Origin of the sequence: Ruania rhizosphaerae (assembly GCF_009805705.1) — a bacterium.
In the GTDB taxonomy this organism is placed as follows: Bacteria; Actinomycetota; Actinomycetes; order Actinomycetales; family Beutenbergiaceae; genus Ruania; species Ruania rhizosphaerae.
On record NZ_VSMB01000011.1, the window covers coordinates 36,365 to 49,837 of the forward strand.

Genomic DNA, 13,473 nt, shown 5'->3' on the forward strand with positions numbered 1-13,473 from the left:
TACATCGGGTCTTACGGTGACAAATAGGGGGCGAGAAAAGGAATATTGCGCAGCACGCCGAAGACGACCACAGCGACAGCGAGAACCGGGTACACGGCATCCGGGATCCGCAGCGGCGACTGCCCGCGCCAGGAACGAACCATCCACACCGCCCAGGCCACGGTGGCCAGTGGGAGAAGCACCGTGAGCATCGGATTCACCGACCACGCCGCCGCGACATCGGCACGAGCCAGAGCGGCGGTCGTTCGCAACCCGCCGCACATCGGGCAGTACAGACCCGTCAGCGCGAGCAGCGGGCACAGGACCGTCCCCCCGGTCTGCGGTTGCATCAGCACCACCAGACCGGTGCCGGCGGCCAGGACGCCACCGATCACGGTCGGGGCCACCCGGTCCCGCCGCACTCGCTCGCCCACGAATGCCCCCGTGTGCGGTCCGTCGGTCGCCACACCGATCATCGCCGCGGGCGGCGTACCTGTCCCAGTCCGGCAGCCCGCAAGGACAGGCTGACGATCCCGCCGAGCACGAACAGCCCGGCACCGACAGCGATCAGCGGCATCGACGGAAGAACGAAGCCGATCCCGGCCACCGTGCTCGCAATGACCCCGGCCAGGAAGAAGACCCAGGCGGCGACTGTGCGACCGTGGTTCTGCGGTGGAGATGCAGGCGGACGGATCTGTTCGGCCGGACCGGTGACTGCCACGGACTGTGCCGCACCGGAGCGTGCTGAGGTGGTCATGAGTCGTGCCCTTCGTCCGCCAGATGGTCTTCTGACACCAGCCTACCGGTCGGAGGGGTCCTCACCGCGGCTCAGCGCGTCCCAGTCCGCCATTCTGGTGGCGCGCCCGGTCTGCCCGGATTCCCCATCCGGGTCGGGTGCGCGCTCGTAGCGCCGAGCGGCGGCCCGCCAGCTGCCCATCCGCCAGGGCAGGATCCCGCCGACCAGCGCGACGGCCACACCGGCCACGAGCGCCAGCCACGGCCAGACCGTGGTCCCCACGGCCCCGCCGAGCTCACGCACCCCGGTCATGTCCGCGGCCACGGACTGTACCGGCGTCTGCGGATCCCGCAGGAACGCCACGACCGCGACGATCGCGCCGAGTCCACCGAGTGCTGCTGCCACGGCGGCCACGACACGCGCGATCCGGCCGGCCAGGCCGATCACCAGACCGGCCACGATCACCACCAGAGCCAGGCTCGGGACCAGCGGGGCACCGTCAGCTCCGGAGACCGATGCCGTCCCCCCGGCTCCGATCGTGGTGCGTACCGGAGCGTGGGCCCACGTCGGCAGGCTCAGCACGAGCAACAGTGCTCCCACCGCCAGCAGCACCAGCACCGCGGTCCGGCGCCCGACGCCGCGGCGATACGGCTCGGGGGCACTCCTGGACGTGCTCACGCCTTATTCCACCTCCGCCACGGCGGACGCGATCTGGACCGCTCGGACCGCCGCGGCAGCCTTGTTCCGGGTCTCCCAGTACTCGTCCTCAGGATCGGAATCGGCCACCAGCCCACCACCGGCCTGCACGCTGGCCCTGCCGCCGCGGATCAGTGCGGTCCGGATCGCAATCGCCATATCGAGGTCACCCGCAAGGTCGAAGTAGCCCACGGTGCCTCCGTAGATCCCCCGCCGGGCGGGTTCGAGCTCATCGATGAGGGCGATCGCCCGCGGCTTCGGTGCACCGGAGAGGGTCCCGGCCGGGAATGTCGCCGTCAGCACATCGACGGCGGAGGCGTCCTCACTCACGGTGCCCACCACAGTGGAGCTCATGTGCATGATGTGGCTGAACCGCTTGATCTCCATGAACTCCACGACCGCGACCGAGCCCGCCTCGCAGACACGGCCGAGGTCATTGCGTGCCAGATCCACCAGCATCAGGTGCTCGGCCCGCTCCTTCGGGTCGGCCAGTAGCTCCTCGGCATGACGCCGGTCCTCCCCCGGGTTGTGACCGCGTGGCCGCGATCCCGCGATCGGGAAACTCTGCGCTTGGCGGCCTGTGACCTTCACGAGCGTCTCCGGGCTGGAGCCGACCACGTGGAACTCCCCGCCATCGGCGTCGGCCAGGTGCAGGAAGTACATATAGGGGCTCGGGTTGATGGTGCGCAGGACGCGGTAGACATCGAGCGGGTCGGCCGGGCAGTCGAGGTCGAGGCGCTGGGACAGCACCACCTGGAACACCTCGCCGTCGCGTATTGCCTGCTTGGCTGCCTGGACGCCGGCGGCATAGTCCTCGCGAGCGGTTCGGAATCGCAGGTCGGGCTGCTCAGCATCGGTCGTGCGCAATGCGTGGGAGCGGGTCGGTGCAACCAACTGCTCCTGCATCGCGTCCAAGCGGGCGACCGCATCGGCGTGCGCCTCGTCGACGCGTGCATCGGAGTCGTCGGTATTGATCGCATTGGCGATCAACCACACATCACCGGTGTGGTGGTCGATCGCGGCCATGTCACCCACCAGGCACAGCGCGACGTCCGGGACGTCGAGCTCATCGGGTGGAACAGCCGGCAACGTGGGCTCCCAGTGGTGCACCACATCCCAGCCGAGCGAACCGACCAACCCACCCGTCAACGGTGGCAGGTGCGGCAGGCTCGGGGTGTGCAACGCAGCCAGCGCCCCGCGCAGAACACTGAGCACGTTCCCCTCGGTGGGAACCGATACCGGCACATCACCGGTCCAGTGTGCCTGCCCGTCCCGTTCGGTCAGGATCGCCCGGGCGGTCACGCCGATGAAGGACCACCGGGACCACGCGCCGTCGGAAGCGGACTCCAGCACGAACGTGCCCGGGCGCCCTGAGGAGAGCTGACGGTACAGCCCGACGGGCGTGACGTCGTCGGCAAGCAGGCGACGCACCACAGGAATCACCCGGCGATGGGTGGCCATCCGACGGAACTCCGGCAGCGCGGGCCAGGTCACCCCCCAGGGCGGCGGAGCGGGCAATGCGCCAGCGGGAGAGTCGGTAGCAGGATCGGCCGGTGCGGTCGACTCCGTGGACTCGCTCATCATGCCTCCCGGCTCAACGGCAGCAGGCCCCCGGCCTGGAAGCAGCTGCGCGTCCCCGTGTGGCAGGCGGGGCCGATCTGCTCCACGCGCAGCAGCAGCGCATCACCATCGCAGTCGATCGCCACCGAGCGGACGTACTGCACATGGCCGGAGGTGTCGCCCTTGCGCCAGTACTCCTGCCGGGACCGGGACCAGTAGGTCACGCGGCCCTCGGTGAGGGTGCGCCGTAGCGCTTCGTCGTTCATCCACGCCACCATCAGCACCTCGTCGGAGTCGTCGTCCTGCACGACGACGCACACGAGGCCCTGATCATTGCGGGAGAGTCGCCCGGCGACTTCCGGATCCAGGGTGAGGCTCACATCGGACACCCCCCGATCCTGCCACGTCTGCGTGGCTACCCTCGCGCGCTGGCCATGATCCAGCAAGCGTGCATCCGCGCATAGACACTGTCGGCGGCCGCGAGCTCGGCATGGCGACCGACCTCGACCACCCGGCCGGCATCCACAACTGCCGGGCCCGCGGGACAGTGCTCGCCCGCCCCGCGTGCCATCCCCATATGCCAGGCTGTGATCATGTGGGCACAACGTGAGCAGCGCGCACTTCTGGAGACGATGCGGGCGGCGGGCCCCGACGCACCGACCCTGTGCGACGGCTGGCAGACCCGCCATCTGGCAGCGCACCTGTACCTGCGCGGTCACCGCCCGTGGGCGCTGCTGCGTGGCGCCGATGCCGCCATCGACGAGTTGTCCACCACGCTGACCGAGCCGCGCGCCTACGACGACCTGCTCGCTGAGTTCTCCGGGAGCGGACGCGGCATGTCGGGCCTCGCCTCCCTGCCGCTCATCGGCGACCGCGCCGACGAGACCGCCAACCACCTCGAGTACCTCGTTCACCACGAGGACGTGCGCCGCGCCGGGGAACGACCTGCCGCCCCCCGCACGCTCACGGCGGAACAGGAGCAGGCCGTCTGGAGGGCCACGGTGACGATGGCACGCCTGGCCTACCGTTCAGCACCGACCGGGGTGGTGCTCGTGTGGCCAGGTGGGCCACGCGCCCAGGTCCGGCGGGACAGCGACAGCGTCGCCCTCGTGGGGGAACCGGTCGAGCAGGCGCTCTACGCCTTCGGGCGCCGTGACCACGCCGACCTCACCCTGCGTGGCGCACCGGACGCCGTCGCCAGGATGCGGGACTGGGCCGCCTGACCCGCGACGCCGGCTCTACCGGACCGGGAAGTCCGCCTCGCGCAGCGCTGCCTTGACCTCACCGACGCTCAGCGCACCGAAGTGGAAGACACTCGCCGCAAGCAGGGCATCTGCACCGGCCCGCGCTGCGTCAACGAAATGCTCGACCGTCCCGGCCCCGCCGCTGGCGATCAACGGGACGCTCACCTCCGAACGCACGCGGGCGATCATCTCCAGATCGAATCCCGAGGTGGTGCCGTCCGCGTCGATCGAGTTCAGGAGCACCTCGCCCACGCCGAGTTCCTCGGCGCGGCGCACCCACTCGAGCGCGTCGAGCCCGGTCCCGCGGCGGCCTCCGTGCGTGGTGACCTCGAATCCTGAGGGGGTCGTGACACCCTCGCGAGTGCGCCGGGCATCCACCGAGAGCACGAGCACCTGTGAGCCGAACCGGGCTGCGATCTCCGCGATGAGCTCGGGCCTGGCGATCGCCGCGGTGTTCACCCCCACCTTGTCCGCACCTGCGCGCAGCAGCGCATCGACATCCTCGGCGCTGCGCACACCCCCGCCGACAGTCAGTGGCACGAACACCTGTTCAGCCGTCCGCGAGACGATCTCCAGGGTGGTGGCGCGCCCGTCGGTGGAGGCGCTGACGTCGAGGAAGGTCACCTCGTCGGCGCTCTCCGCGTCGTAGCGGCGAGCGAGTTCAACCGGGTCACCGGCGTCGCGGAGGTTCTCGAAGTTGACGCCCTTGACCACGCGCCCGGCGTCGACGTCCAGACATGGCACCACCCGGATCGCGACCGTCATGACTCCTCCACCCCGTCGCCGGCGTCGGACCCGGCCGAGCCCTCGGTGCCGTCCAGCGCGGACACGGCAAGCACATCGATCACATAGACGAGCGTATCGTCCCCGAATGCCTGCGAGGGCGGCACGATCAGCATCACCTGCGATCCGACCGGGGTGTCGACGAGTCCGTTCTGCCACCCCTCGATCAGGCCCGTGAAGGCGATCGTGGTCGGTCCCTCGCCGCTGGACCAGGTGCCGTCGACCACCTCGCCGCTCTCCCAGGAGACTGCGGTGTAACGCACCGTGACCGCCATCTCCTCCTGGACCTGCGGTCCGTCGCCGCGTCTGAGGGTGACCACTTCCAGCTCCGAGGGTGGCTCGGATCCGGGGATCTCGACCGACGGTGCTCCGGACTCGTCCAAGGTGACGGTCGGCGTCCCCTCGGGTGGATCGACCTCCTCGCCCCACGCGCGCGTGTGCCGGATGTCGTACACGAGCACCGACGGCTCGGGACGATCGGCCGTGCCGAGCTCGACCCGGAGCAGCCGGGAGCCCTCCCGGGTGCCGAGGAGGTCCTCGTACAACGGACCTGCCTCATCCTCGCTGACACGCAGCGTCTGCGGCTGCGACCCGAAGTTGCTCACCTCGACCTCACCGGTCTCGGCACTGACCGCCATGTAGGAGACCAGCGCCAGGTCGCCCTCGGCCAGCGCGGGTCCGTTGCCCTCGACGACGGTACGCGTGCCGGACTCGGTCACGGCCAGCGGTGTATCGAACTGGACGTGCGGTCGCGCGCCGAAATCGCCGGCGACCTCCACCTGCTCCACCGCGGGGGGCTCCGGTTCGGCCTCGGGCTGGGTGCACCCGGTCAGAAAGAGCGCCATGACGGCCGTGACGAGAACGAGGCGGGTCGCGCGAGAGGCGGGCAAGCGACCTCCGGGCGGGCTTGAGCGGAACACGAGGGCAGATCCTACGCTCCCGCGGTGGGAGTTCCACCGCCAGGCTCGAGACTCGCGATCAGCCGGGCGACACGCTCGTCCTCGGAACGGAACGGGTCCTTGCACAACACGGTCCGGCCTGCGCCGTCGTTCAGCTTGAGGTGCACCCAGTCGACCGTGTAATCACGTCGGCGGGCTGTGGCCGCCTGCACGAACTCGCCCCGGAGCTTGGCCCGCGTGGTCTGCGGGGGCTGCTCGGACGCCGTCCTGATCTGCTCATCGGTGACCACCCTGGTCACCATGTCCCGGGCGGTCAGCTTGGCGAAGAGGCCGTCGGTCCGGGAGATGTCGTGATAGGCCAGGTCCAGACGCAGCACCCGCGGGTCGGAGAGCGGGACGCCGTGTGCCTGGCAGTAGCGGTCCAGGAGGCGCTTCTTGATGGCCCAGTCGAGGTCCCGGTCCACGAGCGTGGTGTCCTGCTGACGCAGCGCCTTCAGACCGCGCGACCAGAGCTCGAGCACCTGGTCGTCGTGAGGTCGCTTGTCGGTCGTGGACAGGAAGTCCCGTACGCGGTCCAGATAGACCTGCTGGACCTCGACGGCGGTGTAGCGTGCGCCGCTGGCGAGAGCTACGGGTGTGGTGGCGGTGATGTCGTGGGAGATCTCCCGCAGCGCTCGCACGGGGTTCTCCAGACTGAGGTCCGGGAACTGCTGCCCGGCCTCCAGCATGCGCAGCAGCAGATCCGTCATCCCGACCTTGAGCAACGTGGTCGTCTCCGACATCGACGAATCTCCGGAGATCACGTGCAGACGCCGGTACCGGTCGGCGTCGGCGTGGGGTTCGTCCCGGGTGTTGATGATCGGGCGGGAGCGGGTCGTGGCCGAGCTCGTCGCCTCCCACAGGTGATCGGCCCGCTGGGAGAAACAGTAGAGCGGGCCGCGGGAGGTGACCTGGATGTGCCCGGCACCGGTGAGCACCTGGCGGGTGATGAGGAACGGCACCAGCACCTCCGCCAGCCGGGCGAAGTCACCGCGGCGGCGGATCAGGTAGTTCTCGTGGCAGCCGAAGGAGTTCCCGGCGGAGTCCAGGTTGTTCTTGAACAGGTGCACCCGTCCGTCGATGCCGTCGGCGTCGAGACGCTGCTGAGCATCCGCGACGAGCCCTTCGAGGATGCGCTCACCTGCCTTGTCGTGCGCGACCAGTTGGGTCAGGTCGTCGCACTCGGCAGTTGCATACTCCGGATGGGACCCGACATCGAGGTAGAGCCGTGCCCCATTTCCGAGGAACACGTTGGACGAACGCCCCCAGGCCACGACCTTGCGGAACAGGTACCGTGCCACTTCCTCCGCCGACAGCCCCCGGCCCTCCGGTGCGGCGCAGGTGACCCCGAACTCAGTCTCCAGGCCGAAGATGCGCCGGCTCATGTGCCCGCGCCACCTGCAGGGCCGCCCGCCGCACCGCTGTCGAGCAGCTCGGCGAGGGCGCCGGCGTCCAGCCGGCGGAACGTCCGGCGACGGCGCGAACGGTCGAGGACGGCAGCCTCCAGCTCTGGAGCGGGAATCCGGCGCTGCTTCCCGGACGAGTCGGTCCCCAGCGTGCCGACGGCCAGCACGAGAGCCTCGGCCAGGGTTAGGCCCAGGCGCCACGACTCACCGATGCGGTGGCCGAGCTGGTCTGCCGCTCCCCCCATCACCACGTATCCGGACTCGTCCGCGACCGAGCCGTCATAGCCGAGCCGGTAGATCTGGTCCCCGGATTGGCCCGAACCGACCTCGGCGACGGCGATCTCGACCTCGAGTGGTTTGGACTCGGTGGTGAACACCGATCCCAACGTCTGGGCGTAGGCATTCGCCAGCCCCCGGGCGTTGACGTCGCTGCGGTCGTAGGAGTATCCGCGCAGATCGGCGTACCGGACGCCGGCCACCCGCAAGTTCTCGAACTCGTTGTACTTGCCGACCGCCGCGAATCCGATCCGGTCATAGATCTCGCTGATCTTGTGCAACGCCCGGGACGGGTTCTCGGTGACGAACGCGATACCGCCCTCGTAGCCGATCACGACGACCGAACGGCCGCGGGCGATCCCCTTGCGCGCGAAGTCCGCCCGGTCCTTCATCAACTGTTCGGGCGAGACGTAGAACGGCTGCGTCATACCTGCCTCCTGCGTTCCGGCAGCTCGAGGAGCCGCGCGACCACCTGCGCCAACTCCGCGTCGGAGACGCGTTGGTAGCCGTCGTCGTCGACACGCGCCACGATCGGGTAGATACCCCGTTCGACGTCGGGACCGCCGGTGGCAGAATCTTCGTCCGCGGCGTCCATCAGCGCGTGCACGACCGCCTCGACCCCGTCCGAGACGCTCATTCCCGGACGCCAGAGCTTCTTCAACGATCCCTTGGCGTGCACCGATCCGGAGCCGACGCTGTGGTACTCGATCTCCTCGTAGCGGCCACCGACGACATCGTAGGAAAAGATCCTCCCCACCCTGCTAGCCGGGTCGTACCCGCCGAACAGCGGCAGGGCGACGAGGCCACGCAACGCCAACCCGAGGTTCCCGCGCACCATCGCTCCGAGTCTGTTCGCCTTTCCCTCCAACGAAAGCAGCGTGCCCTCGATCTTCTCGTAGTGCTCCAACTCGAGCTGGAACAGCCGCACGAGATCGACAGCGACACCTGCGGTGCCGGCGATCCCGATGGCGGAGAACTCGTCTGCTGCGAAGACTTTCTCCATGTGCCGGTGGGCGATGGCCGATCCCATGGTCGCGCGCCGGTCACCGGCCATCACGATCCCGTCATCGAGCGCGACCGCAACGATCGTCGTGGCGTGCGGGGAGCCGGTCACCACCTGGCCCGCATCCCCACCGTGGGACCCGCCCGGAAGCAGGTCGGGTGCATAGGAGGCGAGAAACTCCACGAACGAGGCGCTCCCCGGCCGGGTGAAGGCAGCGGGCAGGCGATCGGGGTACTGCTCCCGGGCACCGACGGTCATTGCCCGCCCTTCTGCACGAATCCGCGGACGAAGGACTCGGCGTTGGTCTCCAGCACGTCGTCGATCTCCTCCAGCAGGGAGTCGACCTCGGTGTCGCGTGCCTGGGCACCACTGCCGGCCGGGGGTGGTGCCGAATCATCGTCGGGACGGGGGTGGGGGTGACGCTGATCGAACTGTCGTGGCGACATCGAGGCTCCGTAGCTGGTTGGCGCGGACGGGTCTTCGTGAGGCTGATCCTACGTCTGCGGGCCAGGCGGACGTGCGGTGAGGGTGGCCAGCAGCGTGCCCGGGTCGGGATGGGCGTCGAGAAGCTCCCCCACGTGCGCACGGGTGCCGCGCAGCGGGTCGGTCATCGGAACCCGCTGCAGCGCCGGGGCGCCGTCGATATCGAAGATGATCGCGTCCCAGCTGGCGGCGGCAACCGCACCGGGGTAGCGGCGTACCGCCTCCCCGCGGAAGTAGGCGCGGGTGTCCTGCGGTGGATGCAGGACGGCGGCGGCGACCTCGTCCTCGCTGACCAGCCGTTCCACGGCGTCAGCAGCGACGAGCCGGGAGTAGATGCTGCGTTCGGGGCGCAGATCGGACCACTGCAGGTCGAGGGCAGCCAGCCGGGGAGCGTCCCAGCCGAGACCGTCGCGACGACGCATGGCTTCCAGCACGCGGAGCTTGGCGACCCACTCCACCTCTCGCGCGCAGGAGGCCGGATCGTCACCGAGCCTGGTCAGCACGTCCGCCCAGCGCGCCAGCACATCGGCGGTCTGTTCCGCTGCCGGGTCCGGCGCCGCTGCCTCACCTCCGGCGGCGTGTTGTACCGCCTCGGTGAGCACCTCGCAGTACGTGCGCTGGATCTCCAGCGCCGTCATCCGCCTGCCGTCCTCGAGGTCGAGTCTGCGGGTGAGCGTGAGGTCGTGGCTGACCTCCTGGGCGGCGCGCACCGGGTCCGCCAGCCGCAACGCCGCCAGCTCCATGGGTAGTCCGCGCCGTTCCAGCAACCACAGCAGCAGTGCGGTGGTGCCCACTTTGAGGTAGGTGGAGACCTCGAGTTGGTTCGCATCACCCACGATCACGTGCAGCCGCCGGTACCGGCTGGACTCGGCATGCGGCTCATCGCGGGTATTGATGATCGGGCGCCGCAGTGTGGTCTCCAGCCCCACCTCTGCCTCGATGAAGTCGGCACGCTGGCTGAGCTGGTAGCCGCCCGCTTCGCTCCGCTGTCCGCGCCCGACCCGTCCCGCACCGCAGATCACCGGCCTGGTCACCAGGAACGGAGTCAAGGCGGCGACGATGTCCTCGAACGGCACGGCACGCTCGACGAGGTAGTTCTCGTGTGTGCCGTAGCTGGCGCCCTTGCCGTCAGTGTTGTTCTTGTAGAGCGCGATCTCGGGCATGCCCGCGATCTGGGCGAGAAGGCGGCTCGACCGCAGCAGCACCTGCTCTCCGGCACGGTCCCACAGGACGGCGTCCCGAGGGGTGGTGACCTCCGGGCTGGAGTACTCGGGGTGCGCATGGTCGACGTAGTACCGCGCGCCGTTGGGCAGGATCACGTTGGCAACGGTGGCCGGCTCGGGCTGCGGACCGGGGCGTCGCCGCAACGTGACCCGGTGCAGGTCACCCTCGGGGGCCGGTCGCTGCGGGTCGTCGGTGAGCAGGCTCGGGTCCGCCTCGGCGCGGTCGAGCCGGAAGCCGCGCGCATCGCGCAGCGGGTCCTCGTCCTGGTAGTCCCACCGTGCGCGCGCCGATCCGGGCATGCCCTCGTTCGCATAGGCGGTGATGAGCTGGGCGGACATCACCATCGGGTTCGCTGCCGGGTTGCCGACCCCGAGCAGGCCGTACTCGGTCTCGATGCCCATCACACGCCGCACAGTCACGACGCCCACCCTATGTGCCTACAGATACTGGCCGGTGGGGCTGATGTTCTCGATGGTGCGACTGGTCCGCGGGGCGTCCTTGTGCTGCACGATCGTGCGGATGAACACGATCCGCTCCCCCTTCTTCCCGGACACCCGGGCCCAGTCGTCGGGGTTGGTGGTGTTGGGCAGGTCCTCATTCTCCTGAAACTCATCGACGAGACCGCTGAGCAGGTGCTCCACGCGGATCCCGCGCACACCCGTAGCGAGCAGATCCTTGATGGCGGCCTTTTTCGCGCGGTCCACGATGTTGGCGACCATGGCGCCGGAGTTGAAGTCCTTGAAGTACAAGATCTCCTTGTCGCCACTGGCGTAGGTGACCTCGAGGAACTCATTCTCCGGATCCTCGGCGTACATCCGCCCCACCGCGCGCTCGATCATCGCGGCTACCGCGGCCGAGGCGTCGCCCCCGTGCTCGGCGAGATCGTCCGGGTGGATCGGCAGGTCAGGCGTGAGGTACTTGCTGAAGATGTCCTGTGCGGACTCGGCGTCGGGGCGCTCGATCTTGATCTTCACGTCCAGCCGGCCGGGTCGCAGGATCGCCGGATCGATCATGTCCTCCCGGTTGGAGGCACCGATCACGATCACGTTCTCGAGCCGCTCCACGCCATCGATCTCGGCGAGCAGCTGCGGCACGATCGTGGTCTCCACGTCCGAGGAGACCCCCGTGCCGCGGGTGCGGAACAGCGACTCCATCTCATCGAAGAAGACCACCACCGGCACCCCCTGGGAGGCCTTCTCCCGTGCCCGGGAGAAGATCAACCGGATGTGGCGCTCGGTCTCCCCGACGAACTTGTTGAGCAGCTCCGGTCCCTTGATGTTGAGGAAATAGCTGCGCACCGGCTCACCCTCGGCGACGCCCTTGCCGGCGGTGTGGGCGAGGGAGGTGGCCACAGCCTTGGCGATGAGGGTCTTCCCGCACCCGGGCGGACCGTACAACAGCAGGCCCTTGGGCGGCTTGAGCCCGTGCTCGCGGAACAGGTCGGGGTGACCGAACGGTAGCTCGACGGCGTCCCGGATCTGTTCGATCTGCCGCGACAGCCCACCGATGTCGGTGTAGGCGACATCGGGAACCTCCTCGAGCATGAGGTCCTCGACCTCCGAGCGCGGAATCTTCTCGAATGCGAAGCCGGTCCGTGTGTCAACGGTGAGGGCATCCCCCACCCGGATGCCGGCGCCGACCAGCGGCCCGGCGAGCCGGACCACACGTTCTTCCTCGGCCCGTCCCAGCACGAGGGCACGGCCGTCGCCGAGCATCTCCTTGACGGTGACGAGCTCACCGACCGGCTCGTAGCCGCCGACAGCGACGAGGATCATGGCCTCGTTCAGCTGCACCTCCTGCCCGGGGTGCAGGGACTCCACAGCCACGTGCGGGGAGGTGCCCACCCGCAGTTTGCGACCGGAAGACATGACGTCGACCGTGCGATCGGAGTGCGAGCGCACGAAGACGCCGTAACTCGCCGGCGGTCTGCTCATCTCCTCCAGCTGGGAGCGCATCTCGACCAGTTGCGAACGCGCTGTGGTGAGCGCGGTGACGAGGCGTTCGTTCTTCGCCGCGAGCGAGACCGCCTGCTCCTGCAGCTCCCGCTCGCGTGCGGTGGTGTTCTCGGCCATCGCTGCTCCCTCCTGCGCCGGGACTTCCTACTCTAGGTCAGCCTCCGGACGGTCCGTCCCGGGGTCCGCCTGCTGGTCCGTGGGCGTGGCAGTGCCCTCACGCGCCCGGCGGTGAGCATCGAAGGAACGGCGCAGCTTGCGCAGCTTCTTCGGCGAGACGTCCCGCTCGCCCAGGTCGGCCGCGAGCGCGCCCTCGTCCACCGCAACCCCCTCTTCGGCGTAGGCACCGGGGGCCGGCCGACGACGCCGCAGCGGTGCGCTCACCCCCGGCGCCATCCGCCGGGTGGTCACGAGGAAGCCTGTGTGCCCGATCATCCGGTGCTCGGGCCGCACGGCCAGGCCCTCGAGATGCCAGCCACGCACCATCGACTCCCATGCGAGGGGCTCGGTGAAGCGCCCGTCCGCCTTGGCGTCCTCGGCGAAGCGAGACAGCTGGGTGGCGGTGGCGACGTAGGCGAGCAGCACGCCACCGGGCGTCAGTGCGTGCGCCACGGCATCCAGGTTCTCCCAGGGTGCGAGCATGTCCAGGATGATCCGGTCCACCGACCCTGGTTCCACGGCCTCCGGGAGGACATCGGCGAGGTCACCAATGCGCAGCGTCCAGGCTGGGTGAGGCCTGCCGAAGAAGTCCTCGATGTTGCCACGGGCGATCTCGGCGAAGTCCTCACGTCGTTCCACCGAGAGCAGGGAACCGGAGTCGCCCACCGCGCGCAGCAGAGACAGCGACAGCGCACCCGAGCCGACACCGGCCTCGACCACTCGCGCACCGGGGAAGATATCGGCCTGAGTGACGATCTGCCCGGCGTCCTTGGGGTAGATCACCGCTGCTCCGCGTGGCATCGAGAGCACGAAATCCGCGAGCAACGGCCGTAAGGCAAGGTACTCGATACCGGCGGTGGTGCTCACGACCGTGCCCTCCGGTGCACCGATGAGCTCGTCATGGCGGAATGAACCGCGATGCGTGTGGTAGACGCCGCCCTCGGTCAGGGTGATGGTGGTCAGTCGTCCCTTGGGATCGGTCAGCTGGACCTTGTCACCGGAGCGGAAGGGGCCCCGGCGCATCGTGGACCCGG

At 69.2% G+C, this 13,473-nt stretch carries 15 protein-coding genes; 1 reads left to right on the forward strand and 14 read right to left on the reverse strand.

The genetic code is table 11. The features are described 5' to 3' along the window. Window positions 1-11: 11 nt before the first annotated feature. The 5 genes from FV560_RS14750 to hisI are packed head-to-tail and all read right to left on the reverse strand — an operon-like array spanning window position 12 to window position 3,351. Window positions 12-446, reverse strand: coding sequence for a DUF2752 domain-containing protein (locus FV560_RS14750; RefSeq protein WP_159622320.1), 435 nt, complete (start codon window positions 444-446; stop codon window positions 12-14). A gap of 5 nt (window positions 447-451) precedes the next feature. Continuing rightward, window positions 452-736 (reverse strand): HGxxPAAW family protein, encoded by a 285-nt coding sequence (locus FV560_RS14755; RefSeq protein ID WP_159622321.1) that lies wholly within the window; start codon window positions 734-736, stop codon window positions 452-454. Between the two features lie 42 nt (window positions 737-778). Further along, on the reverse strand, window positions 779-1,393 hold the full coding sequence (locus FV560_RS14760) for a Trp biosynthesis-associated membrane protein (RefSeq protein WP_159622322.1): 615 nt from the start codon (window positions 1,391-1,393) through the stop codon (window positions 779-781). A 3-nt stretch (window positions 1,394-1,396) separates the two neighbouring features. Continuing rightward, a complete protein-coding gene (locus FV560_RS14765) occupies window positions 1,397-2,992 on the reverse strand; it encodes an anthranilate synthase component I (RefSeq protein ID WP_159622323.1) in 1,596 nt (531 codons plus the stop codon). After that, the gene (gene hisI / locus FV560_RS14770; RefSeq protein WP_159622429.1) at window positions 2,992-3,351 is read right to left on the reverse strand and encodes a phosphoribosyl-AMP cyclohydrolase; all 360 of its coding nucleotides are present in this window, start codon (window positions 3,349-3,351) and stop codon (window positions 2,992-2,994) included. Before hisI ends, FV560_RS14765 begins: the two co-directional genes overlap by 1 nt. A 213-nt stretch (window positions 3,352-3,564) precedes the next feature. On the opposite strand from hisI, the gene FV560_RS14775 reads away from it, so the two are divergent. Beyond that, on the forward strand, window positions 3,565-4,194 hold the full coding sequence (locus FV560_RS14775) for a TIGR03085 family metal-binding protein (RefSeq protein WP_159622324.1): 630 nt from the start codon (window positions 3,565-3,567) through the stop codon (window positions 4,192-4,194). Window positions 4,195-4,209: 15 nt separating this feature from the next. Here the strand turns inward: FV560_RS14775 and hisF are convergent, their stop codons facing one another. From hisF to FV560_RS14820, 9 genes are read right to left on the reverse strand one after another with little or no spacing between them, the layout of a single operon-like run. Next, window positions 4,210-4,980 (reverse strand): imidazole glycerol phosphate synthase subunit HisF, encoded by a 771-nt coding sequence (gene hisF, locus FV560_RS14780; protein WP_159622325.1) that lies wholly within the window; start codon window positions 4,978-4,980, stop codon window positions 4,210-4,212. Next, window positions 4,977-5,888 (reverse strand): FKBP-type peptidyl-prolyl cis-trans isomerase, encoded by a 912-nt coding sequence (locus FV560_RS14785; RefSeq protein ID WP_159622326.1) that lies wholly within the window; start codon window positions 5,886-5,888, stop codon window positions 4,977-4,979. The genes hisF and FV560_RS14785 overlap by 4 nt, the downstream gene beginning before the upstream one ends. Before the next feature lie 41 nt (window positions 5,889-5,929). Next, on the reverse strand, window positions 5,930-7,321 hold the full coding sequence (gene pafA, locus FV560_RS14790; RefSeq protein ID WP_159622327.1) for a Pup--protein ligase: 1,392 nt from the start codon (window positions 7,319-7,321) through the stop codon (window positions 5,930-5,932). Beyond that, window positions 7,318-8,046 (reverse strand): proteasome subunit alpha, encoded by a 729-nt coding sequence (gene prcA / locus FV560_RS14795; protein WP_159622328.1) that lies wholly within the window; start codon window positions 8,044-8,046, stop codon window positions 7,318-7,320. Before prcA ends, pafA begins: the two co-directional genes overlap by 4 nt. After that, a complete protein-coding gene (gene prcB / locus FV560_RS14800; RefSeq protein ID WP_159622329.1) occupies window positions 8,043-8,879 on the reverse strand; it encodes a proteasome subunit beta in 837 nt (278 codons plus the stop codon). The genes prcA and prcB overlap by 4 nt, the downstream gene beginning before the upstream one ends. Next, window positions 8,876-9,067 carry a ubiquitin-like protein Pup gene (locus tag FV560_RS14805; RefSeq protein ID WP_159622330.1) on the reverse strand — a complete coding sequence of 64 codons (192 nt, stop codon included), beginning with the start codon at window positions 9,065-9,067 and terminating at the stop codon, window positions 8,876-8,878. Before FV560_RS14805 ends, prcB begins: the two co-directional genes overlap by 4 nt. Before the next feature lie 48 nt (window positions 9,068-9,115). Beyond that, window positions 9,116-10,747 carry a depupylase/deamidase Dop gene (gene dop, locus FV560_RS14810; protein ID WP_275401910.1) on the reverse strand — a complete coding sequence of 544 codons (1,632 nt, stop codon included), beginning with the start codon at window positions 10,745-10,747 and terminating at the stop codon, window positions 9,116-9,118. An 18-nt stretch (window positions 10,748-10,765) separates the two neighbouring features. Further along, window positions 10,766-12,400 carry a proteasome ATPase gene (gene arc, locus FV560_RS14815; protein WP_159622331.1) on the reverse strand — a complete coding sequence of 545 codons (1,635 nt, stop codon included), beginning with the start codon at window positions 12,398-12,400 and terminating at the stop codon, window positions 10,766-10,768. Between the two features lie 27 nt (window positions 12,401-12,427). Further along, window positions 12,428-13,462: a tRNA (adenine-N1)-methyltransferase gene (locus tag FV560_RS14820; protein ID WP_159622431.1), complete on the reverse strand. Its 1,035-nt coding sequence runs from the start codon at window positions 13,460-13,462 to the stop codon at window positions 12,428-12,430. Window positions 13,463-13,473: the final 11 nt, after the last annotated feature.